Here is a 20276-nt window from a genome sequence, read left to right as displayed (position 1 = left end):
CGCTCGGCATCACGCGGGGCGGGACGCCTTGATCGAGTACATCAGGGGGATCCGGGGGCGTTCCGCGGGGAAGCGGTAGTAGCCGTCCTCGTGGCGCTGCAGGGCTCCGTAGCGGGGGAACAGCGAGGCTTCGTGCTCGTGCAGGAACTCGATGCGCAGGCCCGCCCTCGCGAGCGCCGTGACGACCTCGCCGACCGGGTGCACCCACTCCACGCTGCGGTTGTTCACGGTGACGGCGTCGAGGTCGGCGTACGTCCCCGGGCTGGTGTCCACCCACGGGTCTCGGACGAAGTAGTCGTTCACGACCCGGCTGCCGGTCTCGTCGTCGAGCGAGTCGGTCAGCGGGTGGAACTCGGCCAGGTAGAGGAAGCCGCCCGGGGCCACGAGCGAGGCGGCGGTCTCCGCCCAGCGGTCGAGGTCGGGCAGCCAGCACAGCGCCCCGAGGCCGGTGTAGACGATGTCGTACGAGGCGTCCGGCACGGCCTCGGCGGCGTCGTACACGTCGGCGGCGACGAAGGCGGCCCGCTCCTGCGAGAGGCCCAGGTCGGCGGCGAGCGAGCGGGCGGTCTCGACGGCCGGCTCGGAGAAGTCCAGGCCGACGACGTGGGAGGCGCCGTGCCGGGCCCAGGACAGGGTGTCCAGGCCGATGTGGCACTGGAGGTGGAGCAGGGAGCGCCCGGTGACGTCGCCGATCTCCGCGAGCTCGAAGTCCCGCAGGGCGTCCTTGCCCGCGCGGAAGGCGTCGAGGTCGTAGAACTCGCTGGCGGCGTGGATCGGGACGCGCTCGTCCCAGCGGGCGCGGTTGGCCTCGCGCCAGTCCTCGGGGGTCGGGGAGTACATGTCGGCGAGGTTATCCACAGGCTGCGGGCGACGCGACCCGATTGTCGGCCGGGCGGAGCATCATGGACGCCATGACTACCGAGAGCAAGCACCGCGACACCCCCGTCTGGGAGCAGCGCTTCCGGGCGCCCCGCGTCTCCCTGCCCGAGTGGGCCGAGGAGGCCCCGGACCGCTCACTGTTCGTGTCCAACGCGACCGGGACGTACGAGCTGTACGCCTGGGACCGGGCGAGTGGCGGGCAGCGGCAGGTCACGGACCGGCCGAACGGGACGACGGACGGCACGCTGTCGCCGGACGGCGCCTCGATCTGGTGGTTCGCGGACACCGACGGGGACGAGTTCGGGGTGTGGATGCGCCAGCCGTTCACGGGCGGCGCGGACGAGCCCGCCGTGCCCGGTCTCGCCCCCTCGTACCCGGCCGGTCTCGCCATCGGCCGGGAGGGCACGCTCGTGGTGGGCCGCTCCACGGACGAGGACGGCTCGACGGTCCATCTCGTACGGCCCGGGGCCGCCGCCCCGGTCGAGATCTACCGGCACCGGGAGTCGGCCGGCGTCGGCGACCTCTCGCACGACAGCTCGCTGATCGCGATCGAGCACACCGAGCACGGGGACGCGATGCACTCGTCGTTGCGCGTGCTGCGTGCCTCGGACGCGGGCGTGGTGGCCGAGCTCGACGACACCAAGGGCGGCACGGAGGAGCTGGGGCTCACCGTCCTCGGCTTCGCCCCGCTGGCCGGGGACACCCGGCTGCTCGTCGGCCACCAGCGGCGCGGCCGCTGGGAGCCGATGCTGTGGGACGTGGCGACGGGCACCGAGACCGACCTCAGGCTCGACCTGCCGGGCGACGTGTCGGCGGAGTGGTACCCGGACGGCTCGGGGCTGCTGATCGTGCACGGCTTCGAGGCCCGCAGCGAGCTGTGGCGTTACGAGATCGCGACCGGCGCCCTGGTCCGGGTGGAGACCCCGGCCGGTTCGGTGTCGAGCGCGACGGCCCGGCCCGACGGCTCCGTGGAGTACCTGTGGTCCTCGGCCGCCGAGCCGCCGGTGGTGCGCTCCACGGCGGGCGGTGTCGTGCTGGACCCGCCCGGCCCCAAGGCTCCGCCTTCCGTGCCCGTGGAGGACGTGTGGGTGGACGGCCCCGGCGGCAGGGTGCACGCGCTCGTGCAGCGCCCGGCGGAGGGCGAGGGCCCCTTCCCGACGATCTTCGAGGTGCACGGCGGACCCGCCTGGCACGACAGCGACGCCTTCGCGTCGGGCCCGGCGGCCTGGGTGGACCACGGGTACGCGGTGGTACGGGTCAACTACCGGGGCTCCACGGGATACGGCCGGGAGTGGACCGACGCGCTCAAGCACCGGGTCGGCCTGATCGAGCTGGAGGACATCGCGGCGGTCCGCGCCTGGGCCGTGGCGAGCGGCCTCGCCGATCCGGAGCGGCTCGTCCTCTCCGGCGGTTCCTGGGGCGGGTACCTCACGCTGCTCGGTCTGGGCACCCAGCCGGACGACTGGGCGGTCGGTCTCGCGGCCGTGCCCGTCGCGGACTACGTCACGGCGTACGAGGACGAGATGGAGGCCCTCAAGGCGCTGGACCGGACGCTCCTGGGCGGCTCTCCCGAGGAGGTGCCCGAGCGGTACGCGGCCTCGTCGCCGCTGACGTACGTGGACGCGGTGAAGGCCCCGGTGCACGTGTCGGCCGGCGTCAACGACCCGCGCTGCCCGATCCGTCAGATCGACAACTACGTCGACCGGCTCGCGGCCCGGGGCGCGGTCCACGAGGTGTACCGGTACGACGCGGGCCACGGCTCCCTGGTGGTGGAGGAGCGGATCAAGCAGGTCGGCCTGGACCTGGACTTCGCGGCGAGACACCTGGGGACCCGGGCTGCGGGGGCCTGAGCCGGCTTGCGTACCGTGGGGGGCGTGTACCGGTTCCTGAGAACGCCCCGCTGGTGGGGGATCAACGTCTTCGTCCTCCTCGCGATCCCGTTCTGCGTGTTCATGGGGACATGGCAGCTCGGCAAGTTCGAGGACCGCGTCGACTCCCACCGGGAGGCCGAGGAGCGGCCCGCCGCGAGCTCGCTGAAGGCCGAGCCGCTGGACTCCCTGCTGCCGGTGGACAAGGAGACCTCGGGCCGCTCGGCGGAGGCGCGCGGACGGTTCGGGGAGCAGTTCCTCGTGCCGGACCGCGAGCTGGACGGCCGGACCGGTTCGTACGTCCTGACGCTGCTGAGGACCGACGGCGGCCGGTCGCTGCCGGTGGTCCGGGGCTGGCTCCCCACGGGCGCGAAGGCCCCCGCCCCGCCGTCCGGCGAGGTCACGGTGGTGGGCGCGCTCCAGGCCTCGGAGAACCCGGGCACGAAGGGCGTCCACTCGGCGGGCGGGCTGCCCGAGGGCCAGCTCGGCATGATCAGCGCGGCGTCCCTGGTGAACGTGGTCACGGAGGACGTCTACGACGCCTGGATCACCCTCGCGGACTCCCCCGCCGGTCTCACGCCGGTCCCGGCGGTGGCGGCGGCGGGCACGAGCCTGGACGCGAAGGCCTTCCAGAACCTCGGCTACACGGCGGAGTGGTTCGTCTTCGCGGGCTTCGTCGTCTTCATGTGGTTCCGCCTCGTACGCCGCGAGGCGGAAGCCTCCCGAGACGCGGCGCTGGGCCTGTAGACCCCGCGGGGCGCCGGGCCCGCGGGACGAGGCCGCTGGGGCGCCGGGCCCGCGGGACGAGGCCGCTGGGGCGACGGGCCCGCGGGATGAGGCCGCTCGGGCGACGGGCCCGCGGGATGAGGCCGCTCGGGCGACGGGCCCGCCTGTGGGGCGCAAAGGCTTCCGCGCGGCGCGGGTTCGTGGGCGCCGCGCGGGGGTGGGTCAGGAGGTGGCCAGGACTCCGGTTCGGTAGATGATGCCGGCGCAGGCGTTCGGGACGACGGCCGAGGCCGTGGGGCCGCCCGGCTCCGCGGTGTGGCTGACCACGACGCTGCCGTCCGCCGGAGCGCCGTCCTCGTGGAGCAGCTGGGGTGCCATGCCGGCGCCCGCACCGTTGCCCGCCTCCGTGCCCGAGCCGTCGGTGCCGCCGGCACCGCTCGTCGGGTCGTCCGTCGGGGTCGGCGGGGGCTCCGACGTCGGGGGCTGCGTGACGGGCGGCTCGGTCGGGGTGGTCGGCGTGGGCGTCGGCGTGGTGCCGGTCGTCGGGCAGGTCTCGCTCGGCACCCAGACGAACTTCACCTCGTAGCTGCCGCTCGGCTTCAGGACGAGCGAGGACACCTCCTGCGAGGGGTCGGGCAGTCCGCTGCCCCCGTCCCCCGAGGTGTGCCGCGCCACCGAGATCTGCCCCGGGTTCGCCGCGCCCCGGGCCTCGAAGTTGACGAGGCCCGCGCCGTCCACCAGGCAGGCCTGGCCGGAGATGTTGGCGATGCGGAAGCTGCCGTAGACCTTGCCGTCGCCCTCGGTTCCGCCGGCCTGCGCGGAAGCCACGCCGAGCTGGTCGGCGGAGCACCGGGGGGTGGAGCCGGGGTCGGCGCCCACCGTCGCCCGCGGGCCGTCGCCGGAGGCGCCGGTGCCGGGGCGCTGCGGCTTGCCCGAGGTGCCGTCGGACGCGCCCGGGCTCGGCGAGACGCTGCTCGCGGGGGCCGTCGAGCTCTGGCCGCCCTCGACGCCGGTCTCGGTGCCGGTGCCGCCCTGCGCCTGCTCGCCGTGGCCGGCGTTCACGGGGTTGGCGGCGGAGAGGCCGCCGGACGCGGCGACGTGTACGAAGGCGGGGACGGCGGTGCCGATGAGGACGGCGGCGGCCGCGGCGCCGACGATGGCCTGCCGCTTGCGGGCGCGCCGCGCGGGCACGGCACGGCGCAGGTGCTCCAGCGAGCCGAGGGAGGGCTCCATGCCGCCCACGGCGTCCTGGAAGAGCCGCCGCAGCGCGAGCTCGTCGTCGCCCTCTCCGGGCCCGGGCTCGATGTTCACCATGCGCTGTCCACTCAGCTCGTCACGTTCATCCAGGGCGTCTGGCTTCTCGGCGGCGGTGCCGTCCTCGCGCGCCGACTCGCGCGCCGCCTCGGCGGCATGCCTCTCGGGGACGTCGTCGCCGTCACGGTTCTCGTGGGCCACGCCGTCCCCGCCGGGTGCCTCGCTCATGTCGTCGCTCCCATCGCGACGCGCAGCGCCGCGATGCCCCGCGAACCGTACGCCTTCACCGAGCCCAGGGATATGCCGAGCGTCTCGGCGACCTGGACCTCGGTCATGTCGGAGAAGTAGCGCAGGGCGAGCACCTCGCGCTGGCGCCGCTGGAGTCCGCGCATCGCCTTGATCAGGTCCTCGCGCTCCAGCTGCTCGTACGCCCCCTCCTCCGCGCTGGCCATGTCCGGCATCGGCTTGGACAGCAGCTTCAGGCCGAGGATGCGGCGGCGCAGCGCGGACCGGGAGAGGTTCACCACGGTCTGGCGCAGGTAGGCGAGCGTCTTCTCCGGCTCACGGACCCGCTTGCGGGCCGAGTGGACGCGGATGAACGCCTCCTGGACGACGTCCTCGCAGGAGGCCGTGTCGTCGAGGAGCAGCGCGGCGAGACCCAGCAGCGACCGGTAGTGGGCGCGGTAGGTCTCGGTCAGGTGGTCGACCGTGGTGCCGGCCGCCGGGGCGGCCTCGGCACTCTTGCGGGGCGACGGGATGCCGTCCACTCCGCCGGTGCGGGATCCGGTGGGCACGGGGGCGATCACCGGCATGCCGCCGAGTGGGCGCGGACGCCTGAGCGGACGGACCGCGGAGCCGCGTACGGGAACGACGGCGCCGCTCCGCACGGGGAGCACCGCCGTACCCGCGCCGCGCAGCGGGGCGATGGTCGCAATGTCGAGTACCTCTGCCACGCCTGTTGGACACGCTTACCCCCGGAAGGGTTGTACGCGCACGCCACCCTTTTCGACGGTGAGTTGTTCGTCCTCATGCGTAACCGTTCTCCCCCGATGCCCCGCTTTCGGCGTGTCCCACGCCACACGGTCGTGGGTGAACGCAGAGACGCGCCCCGCCCAACTCTGGTTGCAGTACGGGGGAAGTGCATCGTCGACCACGGCATCGTCGCAGTTCAAGAGGTATCTGACGCCTATTTGCTCACAGCTCGTTCACAGATCCCACAAATCCGTGACAAGCGCTTCCGCGATCTGAAGCGCGTTCAGGGCGGCGCCCTTGCGCAGGTTGTCGGCGCAGACGAAGAAGTCGAGCGCGCGCTCGTCGTCGAGGGAGCGCCGGACCCGGCCGACCCAGGCGGGGTCGGTGCCGACGACGTCGGCGGGGGTGGGGAAGTCGCCCGCGGCCGGGTCGTCGCAGAGCACGACCCCCGGCGCGGTCGCCAGGACCTCGTGGGCGCGAGCGACCGGGACGGGGTGCTCGAAGCGCGCGTGCACGGAGACGGAGTGCCCGGTCACGACGGGGACGCGCACGCAGGTGGCGGCGATCCGGAGGCCGGGCAGGCCGAGGATCCGGCGGGTCTCGTCGCGGACGTGCTCCTCCTCGGAGGAGGCCCCGTCGGCGCCGGGCGTGCCCGACCAGGGCAGGACGTTGAGCGCGAGGGGGCCGGGGAAGGGCCCGGTGTTCTCGCCGACGGCCCGCCGTACGTCGCCGGGCTGCGTGCCCAGGTCGTCGATGCCGGCGACCTGGCCGAGCTGGGCGCGGAGCGCGTCGACGCCGGCCTGTCCGGCACCGGCGCCGCTGGCGGCCTGCTGGGCGGTGACGACCAGTTCGGCGATCCCGAACTCGGCGTGCAGGGATCCCACGGCGACGATCAGCGCGAGGGTGGTGGAGCCGGGGCCCGCGACGATGCCCCGGGGGCGTACCCGCGCGGCGTGCGCGTTGAGCTCGGGGACGACGAGCGGCACGTCGGGGTCGGCGCGGAAGGCCGCGGAGGTGTCCACGACGACGGCGCCCTTGGAGACGGCGACGGGCGCCCAGCGGGCCGCGATGTCCTCGGGCACGAGGAAGAGCGCCAGGTCGACGCCGTCGAAGACCTCCTCGCCCAGCGCGAGGATCTCGCACTCCTCCCCGCGCACGGAGGCCTTGGAGCCGGCCGAGCGGGGGGAGGAGACGAGGCGTATCTCGCCCCAGACGTCCGCGTGGTGCGTGAGCATCTGGAGCATCACCGAGCCGACCGCCCCGGTCGCTCCCACGACCGCGAGCGTCGGCTTCGGGCTCATCGGCCGGTGCCTCCGTAGACGACGGCCTCGTCCGAGTCGCTGTCCAGACCGAAGGCGGTGTGGACGGCGCGCACGGCCTCGTTGACGTCGTCGGCGCGGGTGACGACGGAGATGCGGATCTCGGAGGTCGAGATCAGCTCGATGTTCACGCCCGCGTCGGACAGCGCCCGGAAGAAGTCCGCGGTGACGCCGGGGTTGGTCTTCATACCGGCGCCGACCAGGGAGATCTTGCCGATCTGGTCGTCGTAGCGCAGCGAGTCGAAGCCGATCGCGGCCTTCGCCTTCTCCAGGGCGTCGATGGCCTTGCGGCCCTCGGCCTTGGGGAGGGTGAAGGAGATGTCCGTGAGGCCGGTGGAGGCGGCGGACACGTTCTGCACGATCATGTCGATGTTGATCTCGGCGTCCGCGACGGCGCGGAAGATGGCCGCGGCCTCGCCCGGCTTGTCCGGCACGCCGACGACGGTGATCTTCGCCTCGGAGGTGTCGTGGGCGACGCCCGAGATGATGGCCTGCTCCACCTTGCGGTCCCCTTGCGGCTCGTTGCTGACCCAGGTGCCCTGCAGCCCCGAGAAGGACGAGCGGACGTGGATCGGGATGTTGTAACGGCGTGCGTACTCGACGCAGCGGTGCAGCAGCACCTTGGAGCCGGAGGCGGCGAGCTCCAGCATGTCCTCGAAGGAGATCCAGTCGATCTTCTTCGCCTTCTTCACGACGCGCGGGTCGGCCGTGAACACACCGTCGACGTCGGTGTAGATCTCGCAGACCTCGGCGTCGAGCGCGGCGGCCAGCGCCACGGCGGTGGTGTCGGAACCGCCACGGCCCAGCGTGGTGATGTCCTTCTTGTCCTGGGACACACCCTGGAAGCCGGCGACGATGGCGATGTTGCCCTCGTCGAGGGCGGTACGGATCCGGCCCGGCGTGACATCGATGATGCGCGCTTTGTTGTGGACCGAGTCGGTGATGACACCGGCCTGGCTGCCCGTGAACGACTGGGCCTCGTGGCCCAGGTTTTTGATCGCCATGGCCAGCAGGGCCATGGAGATCCGCTCTCCGGCGGTCAGCAGCATGTCGAACTCACGCCCGGCAGGGATCGGGGATACCTGCTCGGCGAGATCGATCAACTCGTCCGTCGTGTCGCCCATCGCGGAAACCACGACGACCACCTGGTGGCCGTTCTTCTTGGCGTCCACGATCCGCTTGGCGACGCGCTTGATGCCTTCGGCATCGGCAACGGAGGAGCCTCCGTACTTCTGCACGACAAGGCCCACGTGCGCTCCTCGCTCAGTCTGTGCCGCAGCCGGCGCTGCGATCGGCTCAGTCTATCGAGGGACCCGGAAACGCCAGCGTGATATCGCATGGTGAGACGGGCTGCTCGCGGAGTGATCACGAGGGCGGATCTGCGGACCGGACCCACGCCCTCCGGCGCGAGGACCCGCTCACGCGTCGCCCGTCGACACGCTCCCGATGTCACCGCCCGCGGCCACGGAACGCTCCCCGGAGGCGGTCACGGGGCCGGTGGCGGCGGCCCCGCCGGACGGCATGGCGGGCGGGGCGGCGGGAAGCTGCGCCCCGTCGCCGGTGACGACGGTCCCGACGCTCCCGCCCACGGCGACGGACCGGGCCCCGGTGGCCTCCACCGCGACGACGGGCGGGGCCTGGGTGGGCTCGACCGCACCCCCGGAGCGCTGCCCGAACTGGGCCCACAGGGAGAGCCCGAGCCCGGCGGCGGCCAGGACGGCACCGACGACGCTCGCGATCTGGTCGGCCTTGCCGAGGTCCGCGACGGCGACGGCGCCGAGGGCGACGACCCCGAGTGCGGCGACGCCGATTCCGCTCCGGAGGAGGGCTTTTGAGGGGGTGTTGGCTGCCATGTGCCCATGATGCGGGAGTCAGTCGTCCGACCGCAGCTGTACTTCGGCAAGTTCCCGGATGATGCGCGTGAAGGCCGCCTCACCCAGGGTGGATTGGCAGTCGTGAAGCAGTGTCCGTGCCAGCCGTCGAGCACATTCGACATCGCCCGATTTGGCCAGGGCAACGGCATGGTAGCCACGTTTGGTGAGGGTGTCCGGGTGCGTGGCACCCAACCTGGCCCGCGTTTCCTCGGCCGCCGCCTCGGTGAATTCGAGAGCCCGTTCCGTCCGGCCCGCGTCCCAGAGGGCGGAGAGGAGTGACACCTCGATCATCCGGATCAGGCGGTCCCCCTCCGGCAGGACGCCCCGGGCGTGGGCATGGAGTAGTTCGAGATCGTCGGCGGCGACCGACGGGTCGGACCCGGCGGCAATCAGGTCGCACCGGGCCTTCAAGGCCACGGGGGCGTCCTCCCCAAGCGACCGGACCGCTCGGTCCAGGTTCTCCCGCAGCAGCTCCACGGCGCGGCCCCGGGACGACTCCAGGAGGACCTCCGCCAGGCACCCCCGGGCTTCGATCGTTCGGGGGTCGTCCGGGCCGAACGCACTGATGTGGAGCGCCAGGAGCTCCTCGTGCGGCGTCGGCACGTCCTCGACGCGTTGAGCAACCATGGTCAGGCTGCGCATCACAGCCAGGGTCCTATTGTCCTTCGCCCCGTGCAGACGGGCGTAGCCGAGCAGGGCTCGGCCGAAGAGGAAGAACGTGCGTTCCTCGGCGTCCACTCCGAAGAGCAGCCCGGCCCATTCGAAGAGGACGGCCCAATCCGCGGTGTCCTCACCCGGTTCCGTGTACCGCGCAAGTGCCTCTGCCTGAGCCGCGATCAACTGCCATGCACGGGGGTTCGCCCGGACCTCGTCCAGGGGCGGGTGTGCGCGCATCACGTCCACCAGAAGCGCCCCCGCCTCCTCCCGCCCCGCGCCCCCCGCCCGTACCACCGCCTGTACGACCCGGTGTACCGAGAGGGAGTCGCCGTCCAGGGCGATCATGCTGTGGGCCCGCAGCCGGCGTATCGCCTCCGTCACCTCCAGCGGGCTTCCCAGCGGTTCCAGGAGCCGTCGCGGGATGCCCTCCGAGGCCCACCAGGCCAGGACTCCCAGGATCCGGCCCGCCAGGGGCGTGTCCGCCAGGCGGTCCAGGGTCACCTGCCAGACCCGGGCCACCGTCCGGCCCGTCTCGCCGCCCTCCGCCGTCAGGGCGTACGTCTCCGCCGGGTAGCGGGCCAGGAGGTCCAGGTAGGCGCGGGGGCTGATCCCGGCCTCGGAGCAGTACGCGGCGGCCTGCCGGAGGGCCAGCGGGAGGTGGCCCAGTTCCGCGCACACCTCGGCCACGCCGTCCCCCGGGCAGACGCGGGCGAACAGCGCCGCCGCCTCCTCGGGGTCCAGCTCCGGCACCGCGATCGTCTCGGCGAGGTCCTGCCAGCCGGTGGCCCGGCGCGAGGTGATCAGGACGCGGCCGCGGGTCGCCCGCGCCAGCAGCGGTTTCACGTCGGCCGGGTCCGAGACGTTGTCCAGGACCAGCAGCCAGTGGTCATGGGCGGCCAGCCACTGGAGGGCCCGTTCCCGCAGGGCGTCCTCGGGGAGGACTCCGACGTACGCGGGCTGCATCGCGCGGGCCAGGGCCGCGAGGCCCGCGTCCAGTTCTCCCGCCGTCTCCGCGGTGATCCACCACACCGGGTGGTGGTCGTCGATCCGGCCTGCCGCCCAGTGCGCGGCGAGGGTCGACTTGCCGATGCCGCCGAGCCCGCACAGGACCTGGACGCCCGAGGGCGCGCCCGCGTCCAGCCTGGCCAGTTCCCCGGCCCGTCCCACGAAGAGCGCCGTGCGCTCGGGGAGGTGGACGAGGCCGGAGGCCGGTACGGAGAGGGACTCGGCGGGCAGGAGGACGCCGTGCTCGACCTGGGTCGAGAAGTCCCCCGTGACGACCTGCCCGATGTTCCCGCCCGCCGCGACCGCCCGGTCGCCGGAGGCGTCCGCCCTCCCCGTCAAGCGTCAGCCGCTACTTCCCGACCGACCGGCCGCGCAGCCCCAGCGGCGCTCCGATCTCCTCCAGCATCACGCGCCCCGCCTCCTCGGCGAGGTCGTCCTCGGTGAGGTCCTCGTCCGTGTCGAGGCCGTCGAGGGCCGCGAGGGGCTGGTCGAGGCGGACGTGGGCGACGAGGGACTGGAGGGCGCGGAGGGTGGCGGAGGCGGTCGGGCCCCAGTTGGAGAAGTACGAGAACTGCCACCACCACAGCGCCTCGCTGGTGCGGCCCGCGCGGTAGTGGGCGAGGCCGTGGCGCAGGTCGGTGACGATGTCGGCGAGGTTGTCGGAGATCCGGGCCGGGACCGGGGCCTTGCGCGGCTCGTACGGGTCGAAGACCTCGGAGAAGACGTCGACCGGTTCCAGCATCACCGCGAACCGCTCGCGCAGCTCGTCGACGTCCGGCTCGGGGCCCGTGTCCGGCTCGTACCGCTCGTCCGGGACGATGTCCTCGTGCGCGCCGAGCCGGCCGCCCGCCAGGAGCAGCTGGGAGATCTCCAGGAGCAGGAAGGGCACCGCACTGTCCGGCTCGTCGCCCTTGGCGACCTCGGTCGTCGCGACGATGAAGCTCTCGATCGAGTCGGCGATCTGGACGGCGAAGTCGTCCGGATCCTGCGTGACGGAGTGCAGTGTGGCGTCAGACATCGAGCAGCCTCCCTGAGAGCGCGCCGGCCCTGTCGTCATACATCTAGCAGCCTCCGCCCTTCGAAGGCACGGCCGAGGGTCACCTCGTCGGCGTACTCCAGGTCGCCGCCGACCGGCAGCCCGCTCGCGAGGCGGGTCACCTTGAGCCCCATGGGCTTGATCATCCGCGCCAGGTACGTCGCGGTGGCCTCGCCCTCCAGGTTCGGGTCGGTCGCGAGGATCAGCTCGGTCACGGTGCCGTCCGCGAGCCGCGCGAGCAGCTCGCGGATGCGCAGGTCGTCCGGGCCGACGCCCTCGATCGGGCTGATCGCGCCGCCGAGGACGTGGTACCGCCCGCGGAACTCGCGCGTCCGCTCGATGGCCACGACGTCCTTGGGCTCCTCGACCACGCAGATGACGGTCAGGTCGCGGCGCGGGTCGCGGCAGATGTTGCACTGCTCCTGCTGCGCCACGTTCCCGCAGACCGCGCAGAACCTGACCTTCTCCTTGACCTCCAGGAGCGCGTGCGCGAGACGGCGGACGTCCGTGGGCTCGGCCTGCAGGATGTGGAAGGCGATCCGCTGCGCGCTCTTGGGACCGACGCCGGGCAGCCTGCCCAGTTCGTCGATGAGGTCCTGAACCACGCCTTCGTACACGCCGACGCCCTTCTCGGAGGTGCTTGATTCTTACGGTAGTGGCTGGAAGCGAGCCTTAGAAGGGCTCAGAAGCCCAGGCCCGGCATTCCGCCCATGCCCTGCGCCAGCGGGCCGAGCTTGGCCTGCTGGAGCTGCTGCGCGTTGTCGTTGGCGGCCTGGACGGCGGCGACGATCAGGTCGGCCAGCGTCTCGGTGTCCTCCGGGTCGACCGCCTTGGGGTCGATGACCAGGCCGCGCAGCTCGCCCGAGCCGGTGACGGTCGCCTTGACGAGGCCGCCGCCCGCCTGGCCGTCGACCAGGGTCGCGGCGAGCTCGGCCTGCGCCCGGGCGAGGTCCTGCTGCATCTTCTGGGCCTGCTGGAGGAGCTGCTGCATGTTGGGCTGGCCACCACCGGGGATCACGGTCACTCACTCCTACTTCTCGGAACGTCCTGGTCTTCGGAACGTCGGTATGCCGAGCCTACGTGCTCCTCGACCGGGGTGCCGACGCAACTCTTTCGAGTGAGAAACTGCGGGCTCCTCTACCTGATCAACACCCTCTTGCGGGCGGAAATCCCGGGATTCCGGGCCCATCGCCCACCATTCGGCGGTAGGAAGGGCAGGCACCACGTGCACCGCACGTCACAGAAGGACACGAGCGCTGAGCTGAACAGAGGAGTCCCCCGGTGAGCCAGCAGCCGGAGATGCAGCCACCGGGACCCCCCGGGGGAGACGTCACCCGCGATCTGACCGGTACGCCGTTCCCCCTGGGCGACTGGGGCGAGCCGGCCGAACGGCTCGACGAGCTGTACCGCTGGGTCGAGACGAACGCCCTGCGCACCGCCGAGTGGTACCTCTCCGACCGCGTCTGGAAGCGCCGCAGCGCCCGGATCCTGCGGATCGGCACGGCGGTCGGGGTCATCGCGGGCGCCGCGCTCCCGCTGCTCGACCTGACCGGAGTCGCCGAGGGCACCGCGGGCTGGGGCTATCTGTCGCTGCTGCTGGGTGCCGCCTGCATGGCCTGCGACCGGTACTTCGGGCTGACGTCCGGCTGGATAAGGGACGTGGCGACGGCACAGGCCGTGCAGCGCCGTCTCCAGGCGCTCCAGTTCGACTGGGCCTCGGAGAGCGTCCGGGAGGTCCTGGGCCCCACGGAGGGCACCGCGAGCGAGGCGGCCGAGCGCTGTCTGGGCGTGCTGCGCCGCTTCTCGGAGGACGTGACGGAGCTGGTGCGGGCGGAGACCGCCGACTGGATGGTCGAGTTCCGCTCGGGCCCGGCGCCGCTGGCGCTCCAGTCGGTCGGCGTGGTCCCCGCCAGGGCGGAGAGCTCGCATCCCTCGGGCCGTTTCCCGCTGCCGCCGGGCACCCGGCCGAACATGCCGCGCCAGCGGCCCCCGGAGACCCGCTAGGGCCGGTCCGGGGGCCCGGGAGCGGACCGCCTCAGCTCAGGATGATCATCGAGCCCTGGGCGAGGCTCCGGGTCGCCGCCGCGTGCAGCCCCAGCCACACGTGCCGCTCGCGCGCGAAGGGGTGGCCGTCGTACGGCACGGCCACGGCCGGCTCCTCCAGGGTGGTGGGCCGGTCCGGCGGCCGCGGGGCCGCCGGCGGGTTCGCCGGGTCGATGCCGATCGAGGGCGCCACGAACTCCAGCTCCCGCAGCAGCCCGTAGGAGGAGCCGAGCGGCCCGCCGCCTTCGAGGAGCTCGTCGCTGGCGAGCGGCACCGGGAACTCGACCGGCACGTACGCGCCCGCGTGGTCGTAGTGCCAGACCAGGTGCGACTGCTGGGCGGTCGCCTCGAACATCTCCAGGAGCTGCTCGTAGTCCCCGCCGAGCTCGCCGACCGGCTCGACCGGCAGCCCGCACATCTGGAGCAGGTAGGCGCGGCGCAGGAAGTGCAGGGCCTCGTAGTCGAAGCCGGCGACCGGCGCCACGTCGCCGGAGAGCCCCGGCATGTACGCGTAGACGGGCACGGTCGGCAGCCCCGAGGCGCTCAGGACGGCGTCGTAGGCGGCTATCTCTTCGGCGAAGGGGTTGTCGGGGCTGTGGCACAGCACGTCGACGAGGGGGACCAGCCACAGGTCACAGGCCAAGGGAGGCTCGCTCTCCGTCAGTTGCAGGGACGGCCAGGGTAGTCGGCTCGGCCGACCACGCCCACCCGCTGAGGACCTGCCCCCGGAGGCCCGGCCTCAACCCGACGGCCGGTCAGCGGAGGGTCCTGGCCTCCAGGCGGTCGGCCCATTCCAGCGAGTGCGCGTTGTAGTCCCGTACGACCTGGACGGCCGCCTCCGCGTCGCCGCGGGTGATCGCGTCCACCAGGTCCACGTGCCCGCTCCACAGCCAGCCGAGGACGTCCCGCTCGGAGCGCAGGTAGGGCACGGAGAAGACCCAGGCCTGGACGCGGAGCCGGTGCAGGAAGTCGGCGATGTAGTCGTTGGCGGAGACGAGGCGTCCCAGCTCGCGCCAGTAGCGGATGTCGTAGCCGATGAGGATGTCGACGTCGCCGGCGCGGGCGGCGCGGGCGGCGGCCTCGCCCCGGCGCCGTATGGAGACGAGCGCGACGCCGATGCCGAGGTCGGGTTCCGTGAGCGCGGAGCGGGGCGGCACCAGGGCGGCGTCGCGGCGGAAGATGCCGTCGACGACGAGCATCCGGGCCTCGACCATGCCCCGGTAGTCGGCGATCGAGTACTGGTGGACGCGGAAGCCGCGGTGCTGGTCGGAGTCGAGGAGGCCCTGGGCGCAGAGGTCGACGAGGGCTTCGCGGACGGGCGTCGCGGAGACGCCGTACTGCTCGGCGATCTGCTTGACCGTGAATTCCTCGCCCGGCTGGAGACGGCCTGCGAGCACTTCGTCACGGAGCGCGTCCGCGATCTGCTGTCGCAGGGTGTTGCGGGTGACAGCTCCGCTCGCGGGCATGGGTCGCCCCCCTCCGTCCGGCTCCGGACACCCTAGTCCAGACGGAGCGGGGCTCCCCGTTCCGCGGTTACGCGGTGTGTTCGTCGGCCACCGAGAGGGCCGCGTCCAGGGCCGCGAGGCCCTCCTTGACCTCCGCCTCGGAGGCGTTGCAGGCGGGGACGACGTGCGTGCGGTTCATGTTGATGAAGGGCCACAGGCCGTTCTTCTTCGCCGCGGCGCCGAAGGCGGCCATCGGCGCGTTGGCCTCGCCGGCCGCGTTGTACGGGACGAGCGGCTCGCGGGTCTCCTTGTTCCTGACCAGGTCGAGCGCCCAGAAGACACCGAGACCGCGCACCTCGCCGACCGACGGGTGGCGCTCGGCGAGCTCGCGCAGGGCGGGGCCGATGACGTTCTCGCCGAGGTGGGCGGCGTGCTCGACGACCTTCTCGTCCTCCATCACCTGGATGGTGGCGACGGCGGCGGCGCAGGCCAGCGGGTGACCGGAGTAGGTCAGGCCGCCGGGGTAGGGCCGCTTGTCGAAGGTGGCGGCGATCTCGGCGCTGATGGCGACGCCGCCGAGCGGCACGTAGCCGGAGTTCACGCCCTTGGCGAAGGTCATCAGGTCGGGCACGACGTCGAAGTGCTCGGCGGCGAACCACTTGCCGGTGCGGCCGAAGCCGGCCATGACCTCGTCGAGGACCATGACGATGCCGTACTTGTCGCAGATCGCGCGGACCCCGGCGAGGTAGCCGGGCGGCGGGGTCATGATGCCGGCGGTGCCGGGCACGGTCTCCAGGATGATCGCGGCGATCGTCGCCGGACCCTCGAAGGCGATCGTGTCCTCCAGGTGCTGGAGGGCCCGCGCGCTCTCCTCCGCCTCGGTGGTGGCGTAGAAGGGCGAGCGGTAGAGGAACGGCGCCCAGAAGCGCACGACGCCCGCGGAGCCGGTGTCGGAGGCCCAGCGGCGCGGGTCGCCGGTCAGGTTGATCGCGGTGGAGGTGGCGCCGTGGTACGAGCGGAAGGCCGAGAGCACCTTGTGGCGGCCCGTGTGCAGACGGGCCATCCGGACGGCGTTCTCGACGGCCTCGGCGCCGCCGTTGGTGAAGAAGATCTTGTCCAGGTCGCCCGGGGTGCGCTCGGCGATGAGGCGTGCGGCCTCGGAGCGGACGTCCACGGCGAAGGCGGGCGCGAAGGTCGCGAGCTTCCCGGCCTGCTCCTGGATCGCGGCGACCACCTTGGGGTGCTGGTAGCCGATGTTCGTGTAGACGAGACCGCTGGTGAAGTCGAGGTAGCGGTTGCCGTCGTAGTCCCAGAAGTACGAACCCTCCGCGCCGGCGACGGCGAGCGGGTCGATCAGTCCCTGTGCGGACCAGGAGTGGAAGACGTGCGCGCGGTCGGCGGCCTTGACGGCCGCGCCGGCCTGGGGATCGGGTTCGACGTGAGGGGTCATGGTTCGAGGGTAAGGAACCGCAGGTGGGACGGGCCATGGCCATCTTGTCCATCGAGACCGTGGCGGACGCGACACGTTGTTCCCCGGATGCGGCGCCGCGCTCTCCCCTCGCGAACCATTGACAGCATGCTGTCGAAATGACAGTCTTCTGTCATGGGAACAGCGACTGACACCAAGACCGTTCACCTCGCCGTCTACGACACCCTCGCCGACTGGGAGACGGGCCACGCCACGGCCTGGCTCGCCCGCGCCGGATACACGATCCGGACCGTCGGACCGGTCGCCGGGGAGCCCGTCACGACCCTCGCCGGCCTCCGGATCGTCCCCGACCTCGCCCTCTCCGACCTCGACCCCGAGGACAGCGCCCTGCTGATCCTCCCGGGCGCCGAGAAGTACGACGAGGGCGACGAACTGGCCCCGTTCACCGCGAAGGCCCGCACCTTCCTCGACGCCGGGGTCCCGGTCGCCGCGATCTGCGGCGCCACGGCCGGCCTGGCCAAGGAGGGCCTGCTCGACGACCGCCCCCACACGAGCGCGGTCTCCTTCTACCTCGCCGCCACCGGCTACAAGGGCGGTGAGCACTTCGTCGACACGGACGCGCTCACGGCCGGGGACCTGATCACGGCGGGCCCGACGGAGCCGGTCGCGTTCGCGCGCGAGATCTTCGCCCGGCTCGGCGCGTACGAAGGCAAGCGCGACGCCTGGTACCGCCTCTTCCAGCACTCGGACCCGGCCGCCTTCCACGAGCTGAACGCGTGAGCCGCGAGCAGCAGGACGCCCTCTCCCGCACGGCCCTGGGCGTCTTCCGCCTCAACGGCCAGTTCCTCGCCGTGTCCGAGAAGCTGGCCGAACCGGCGGGCCTCACCGCCGCCTGGTGGCAGGTCCTCGGAGCCGTACTCCCCGAGCCCCTTCCCGTCGCCGGGATCGCCCGCGTCATGGGGATCACCCGGCAGAGCGTCCAGCGCGTCGCCGACCTCCTCGTCCGGGAGGGACTGGCCGCCTACGAGCCGAACCCGGCCCACCGGCGCGCCAAGCTCCTCGCCCCGACGGAGGCCGGGCGGGCGGCGGTCCGCCGCATCGACCCCGGCCACGCGGAACTCGCCGCCCTGCTGATGCGGGAACTGGGCGGCCAGGAGGCCTTCGACGAGACGGTACGCGTCCTGGAGCGGCTGTCGGCGGCCATGGACACGGTCCACGCGAGCTACCAGGAGCCTCCGTCGGACGGGTGAACCGTCAGGAGGTCGCGAGCAGTTCGGTGACCGTGCTCCGCAGGAGCAGCGGGTGGACGAAGCGGTCCGGGCCCGTCGGGGGGAACCGCCACGCCAGGGGCCAGGTCCTGCCCGTCAGGGCCGGCACCGGCACGTAGCTGACGTGCGCCGGCCCCGCGTTGAAGCGGGTCACCCCGCGCGGCCACGCACGTCGGGCCGTCGAGCCGGGCGGGACGAGGAAGTAGACGCCCCGCCGCCCGTTCGCCTCGATGACGACGGGCCCGGGGTCTCCCCCGGTCAGCGCCTCCATCCAGTCGGCGAGCCTCCGGCCTTCGTCACCGTCCACCCGAACGGCGTCGAATTGTACGCCCGCCTTACGGAGTTGGAATCCGGAAACAGGAATCCAACTCACATCAACTTCCCGATTCTCTGCATTCACGAGGACATGCTCCCGCGCCGGCGCTAGCGTTTTCCACGACTGCGGCGGGCGCGTCGACAACCCCTTGACCTGCGTCAACGCGCCCCCTACGCGGTCGAATTCGGCGGGGAGCAGTTGAGACCGGTTGAGATCGGTTGAGTCCGAATGGGGAGCGTGAATGGCGCGAGCGGAGAACAAGGAATCAGTGGGCCCTGCGGCCCGTATGGCGGCCTCCGTGGCGAAGAGATTGCGGCAGAAGCAGGGCTGGACGCAGGAGTATCTGGGCGCCCAGATGGGCTTCACGGGCGCGGCGATCAGCGCGATGGAGCGGCTCATCCACCCGGTGAGCGACGACATGCTCGTCCAGCTCGAACGCGTCCTGGGCGGCGGCACGGGCATCTTCGAGGAGATGCGGGAACTCGTACGCCTGGAGAAACTGCCGGAGCAGTTCCGCGGGTACGCGCCGATCGAGCAGAAGGCGGTGGCGCTGTGGCTGTACGCGAACCACGTGGTGCACGGGCTGTTCCAGACGGAGGCGTATGCGCGGGCGTTGATCGCGGGCGGCCACCCGGAGCCCACGCCGGAACGGGTCGAGGAGCTGGTCGTCGCCCGGATGGGACGGAAGGCGCTCTTCGAGCGGAAGCCGGTGTGCGAGATCGAGCTGGTCCTCGACGAGTCGGTGCTGAGGCGAGTGATCGGGGATGAGGAGGTCGCACGGGAGCAGCTGCTGTATCTGGCGGAGTGCGCCCGAAGGAGCAACGTGAACCTTCAGGTCCTGCCGTTGGATGCGGGGGTGGGGGGCAAATATGCGGGCGACCGTGGTGATCTGAACATCGTGGAGAACCCTGCCCACGACCATGTGACCTTCCTGGAGATCCAGGGGGAGAGCCTGCTGGTCGTCGACCGGACGAAGGTCAGTACGCACCGCCAGCGGTATGCAAAGATCCGGGCACAGGCCCTGGATCCACGCAGGTCGCTGGGCGTCATCGAGGAGTTGGCGGGAGTACGGAGATGAACGACACCCTGCAGTGGTTCAAGTCCAGCTACAGCGACAGCGGTGGCGGCAACTGCGTAGAAGTCGCCACCGCGGCCCACGCCGTCCACCTCCGCGACTCCAAGCAGAGCGACGGGCCCACGTTCACCGTGGAGCCCGTCGCCTGGACCGCGTTCATCGCTTGGCAGAACTGACTAGCAGGACAGGTTCGCCCCCGCGGGCACGCCCAGGATCTGGGTGAACTGCTGGTACTTGGTGACCCGGCTCTGGACCTGGGCCGGGTTTCCGCCGTTGCACTCCAGGCTGCCGTTGATGGCCCAGATGGTCTGGCCGAAGCCGGCGCCGTTGACCATGGCGTTGTGGGCGGTCATCGTGCCGGGGCCGTTCTGGGTGTTCCAGTACCAGAGGCCGGTCTGCATGGCGACGGCCGGATCCTGCTCGACGCGCCAGGGGTTGTTCAGCAGGTCGATGCCGAGGGCGTCACCGGCGGCCTTGTAGTTGAAGTTCCAGGAGAGCTGGATGGGGCCGCGGCCGTAGTAGGCGGCCTGGCCGGCCGGGCAGCCGTAGGGCTGGGTCGTGTCGCAGTAGTGGGGGTAGTTGGCCGTGTTCTGCTCGACGATGTAGTACAGCCCGCCCGTCTCGTGGGAGACGTTCGCGAGGAAGGCCGCGGCCTCCTGCTTCTTCACCGTGTCGCTGCCGGTGTTGGCGAAGGCCGGGTAGGACTTGAGGGCGGCCACGAGGCCCGCGTACGTGTAGAAGGGGTTCCTGCTCGGGAACATCTGGTTGAACTGGGCCTCGGAGACGACGAATCCACCGCTCGACGGCGGGGTCGTGGGCGGGGTGGTGGGCGGGGTGGTGCCACCGCCGCCGCAGGCGCCCTGGTCGGCCCAGACGCCCCACTCGCCGGTCGTGCCGGGAGTCTCGTTCTGGGTCCACCACTTGGCCTGCCAGTTGTGGCCGTTGTGCGAGGCCGTCATCCCGCCCGTGTAGACGGCGGAGGAGTTCCACGCGGCGGCGCAGGCGGCGGCCGCTCCGGCGGAGGCGGCGGGGAGGAGGAGGACGGCGAGTCCGACGGCCGTACAGAGCGCGGCCAGCGAGGTGACCAACTTACGCAGCATGCGTACTTCC

22 protein-coding genes are annotated in these 20276 nt (G+C 72.1%); 7 read left to right on the top strand and 15 right to left on the bottom strand.

Features of this window, described 5'->3' with window-relative positions; translation table 11 throughout:
- Positions 1–9: 9 nt before the first annotated feature.
- A complete protein-coding gene (locus tag IE237_RS18960; RefSeq protein WP_189803189.1) occupies positions 10–840 on the bottom strand; it encodes a class I SAM-dependent methyltransferase in 831 nt (276 codons plus the stop codon).
- A 71-nt stretch (positions 841–911) separates the two neighbouring features.
- Between IE237_RS18960 and IE237_RS18955 the strand changes: the two genes are divergently transcribed.
- Positions 912–2729 (top strand): S9 family peptidase, encoded by a 1818-nt coding sequence (locus IE237_RS18955; protein WP_189803188.1) that lies wholly within the window; start codon positions 912–914, stop codon positions 2727–2729.
- Positions 2730–2753: 24 nt separating this feature from the next.
- Positions 2754–3494 carry an SURF1 family protein gene (locus IE237_RS18950; RefSeq protein WP_189803187.1) on the top strand — a complete coding sequence of 247 codons (741 nt, stop codon included), beginning with the start codon at positions 2754–2756 and terminating at the stop codon, positions 3492–3494.
- A gap of 201 nt (positions 3495–3695) precedes the next feature.
- Here IE237_RS18950 and IE237_RS18945 read toward each other — a convergent pair whose 3' ends face one another.
- The 9 genes from IE237_RS18945 to IE237_RS18905 all read right to left on the bottom strand — a co-directional run bounded on the left by IE237_RS18945 (position 3696) and on the right by IE237_RS18905 (position 12608).
- Positions 3696–4955, bottom strand: coding sequence for a hypothetical protein (locus IE237_RS18945; protein WP_229842758.1), 1260 nt, complete (start codon positions 4953–4955; stop codon positions 3696–3698).
- Entirely contained in the window at positions 4952–5680 is a 729-nt protein-coding gene (locus IE237_RS18940) for a SigE family RNA polymerase sigma factor (RefSeq protein WP_189803186.1), read from the bottom strand. Before IE237_RS18940 ends, IE237_RS18945 begins: the two co-directional genes overlap by 4 nt.
- A 252-nt stretch (positions 5681–5932) precedes the next feature.
- On the bottom strand, positions 5933–7000 hold the full coding sequence (locus IE237_RS18935; protein ID WP_189803185.1) for an aspartate-semialdehyde dehydrogenase: 1068 nt from the start codon (positions 6998–7000) through the stop codon (positions 5933–5935).
- On the bottom strand, positions 6997–8268 hold the full coding sequence (locus IE237_RS18930) for an aspartate kinase (protein WP_189803184.1): 1272 nt from the start codon (positions 8266–8268) through the stop codon (positions 6997–6999). Before IE237_RS18930 ends, IE237_RS18935 begins: the two co-directional genes overlap by 4 nt.
- Positions 8269–8436: 168 nt before the next feature.
- Complete coding sequence (locus tag IE237_RS18925) at positions 8437–8871, bottom strand: hypothetical protein (RefSeq protein WP_189803183.1); 435 nt, start codon at positions 8869–8871, stop codon at positions 8437–8439.
- Between the two features lie 18 nt (positions 8872–8889).
- Positions 8890–10893 (bottom strand): tetratricopeptide repeat-containing protein, encoded by a 2004-nt coding sequence (locus tag IE237_RS18920; protein ID WP_189803182.1) that lies wholly within the window; start codon positions 10891–10893, stop codon positions 8890–8892.
- A gap of 10 nt (positions 10894–10903) precedes the next feature.
- Complete coding sequence (locus IE237_RS18915; RefSeq protein ID WP_189803181.1) at positions 10904–11572, bottom strand: DUF5063 domain-containing protein; 669 nt, start codon at positions 11570–11572, stop codon at positions 10904–10906.
- Between the two features lie 35 nt (positions 11573–11607).
- Positions 11608–12207: a recombination mediator RecR gene (gene recR / locus IE237_RS18910; RefSeq protein ID WP_041662562.1), complete on the bottom strand. Its 600-nt coding sequence runs from the start codon at positions 12205–12207 to the stop codon at positions 11608–11610.
- Between the two features lie 65 nt (positions 12208–12272).
- Positions 12273–12608 (bottom strand): YbaB/EbfC family nucleoid-associated protein, encoded by a 336-nt coding sequence (locus IE237_RS18905; protein ID WP_189803358.1) that lies wholly within the window; start codon positions 12606–12608, stop codon positions 12273–12275.
- 281 nt (positions 12609–12889) lie between these two features.
- On the opposite strand from IE237_RS18905, the gene IE237_RS18900 reads away from it, so the two are divergent.
- Entirely contained in the window at positions 12890–13594 is a 705-nt protein-coding gene (locus IE237_RS18900; protein WP_229842782.1) for an SLATT domain-containing protein, read from the top strand.
- A gap of 31 nt (positions 13595–13625) precedes the next feature.
- Here the strand turns inward: IE237_RS18900 and IE237_RS18895 are convergent, their stop codons facing one another.
- The 3 genes from IE237_RS18895 to IE237_RS18885 form a co-directional block, all read right to left on the bottom strand.
- Complete coding sequence (locus IE237_RS18895) at positions 13626–14276, bottom strand: putative DNA-mimic protein (RefSeq protein WP_189803179.1); 651 nt, start codon at positions 14274–14276, stop codon at positions 13626–13628.
- A 112-nt stretch (positions 14277–14388) separates the two neighbouring features.
- On the bottom strand, positions 14389–15099 hold the full coding sequence (locus IE237_RS18890) for a GntR family transcriptional regulator (RefSeq protein WP_189803178.1): 711 nt from the start codon (positions 15097–15099) through the stop codon (positions 14389–14391).
- A 67-nt stretch (positions 15100–15166) separates the two neighbouring features.
- Complete coding sequence (locus IE237_RS18885; RefSeq protein ID WP_189803177.1) at positions 15167–16528, bottom strand: aspartate aminotransferase family protein; 1362 nt, start codon at positions 16526–16528, stop codon at positions 15167–15169.
- 153 nt (positions 16529–16681) lie between these two features.
- Here IE237_RS18885 and IE237_RS18880 point away from each other — a divergent pair, with 153 nt between their 5' ends.
- Positions 16682–17287, top strand: coding sequence for a DJ-1/PfpI family protein (locus IE237_RS18880; RefSeq protein WP_189803176.1), 606 nt, complete (start codon positions 16682–16684; stop codon positions 17285–17287).
- Entirely contained in the window at positions 17284–17757 is a 474-nt protein-coding gene (locus IE237_RS18875) for a MarR family winged helix-turn-helix transcriptional regulator (RefSeq protein WP_189803175.1), read from the top strand. The genes IE237_RS18880 and IE237_RS18875 overlap by 4 nt, the downstream gene beginning before the upstream one ends.
- A 4-nt stretch (positions 17758–17761) precedes the next feature.
- On the opposite strand, the gene IE237_RS18870 is transcribed toward IE237_RS18875, so the two are convergent.
- Complete coding sequence (locus IE237_RS18870) at positions 17762–18175, bottom strand: hypothetical protein (protein WP_189803357.1); 414 nt, start codon at positions 18173–18175, stop codon at positions 17762–17764.
- A 157-nt stretch (positions 18176–18332) separates the two neighbouring features.
- Between IE237_RS18870 and IE237_RS18865 the strand changes: the two genes are divergently transcribed.
- Together IE237_RS18865 and IE237_RS18860 are read left to right on the top strand one after the other, a co-directional pair.
- Positions 18333–19169 carry a helix-turn-helix domain-containing protein gene (locus IE237_RS18865; protein ID WP_189803174.1) on the top strand — a complete coding sequence of 279 codons (837 nt, stop codon included), beginning with the start codon at positions 18333–18335 and terminating at the stop codon, positions 19167–19169.
- Complete coding sequence (locus tag IE237_RS18860; RefSeq protein WP_189803173.1) at positions 19166–19342, top strand: DUF397 domain-containing protein; 177 nt, start codon at positions 19166–19168, stop codon at positions 19340–19342. The genes IE237_RS18865 and IE237_RS18860 overlap by 4 nt, the downstream gene beginning before the upstream one ends.
- Here the strand turns inward: IE237_RS18860 and IE237_RS18855 are convergent, their stop codons facing one another.
- Complete coding sequence (locus IE237_RS18855) at positions 19343–20266, bottom strand: glycoside hydrolase family 19 protein (protein WP_189803172.1); 924 nt, start codon at positions 20264–20266, stop codon at positions 19343–19345.
- Positions 20267–20276 lie beyond the last annotated feature (10 nt).

The organism is Streptomyces tanashiensis (assembly GCF_014648895.1).
GTDB lineage: Bacteria > Actinomycetota > Actinomycetes > Streptomycetales > Streptomycetaceae > Streptomyces > Streptomyces tanashiensis.
The sequence above is the reverse complement of the archived record's forward strand: the minus strand, read 5'-3'. Positions and strand labels throughout refer to the sequence as shown.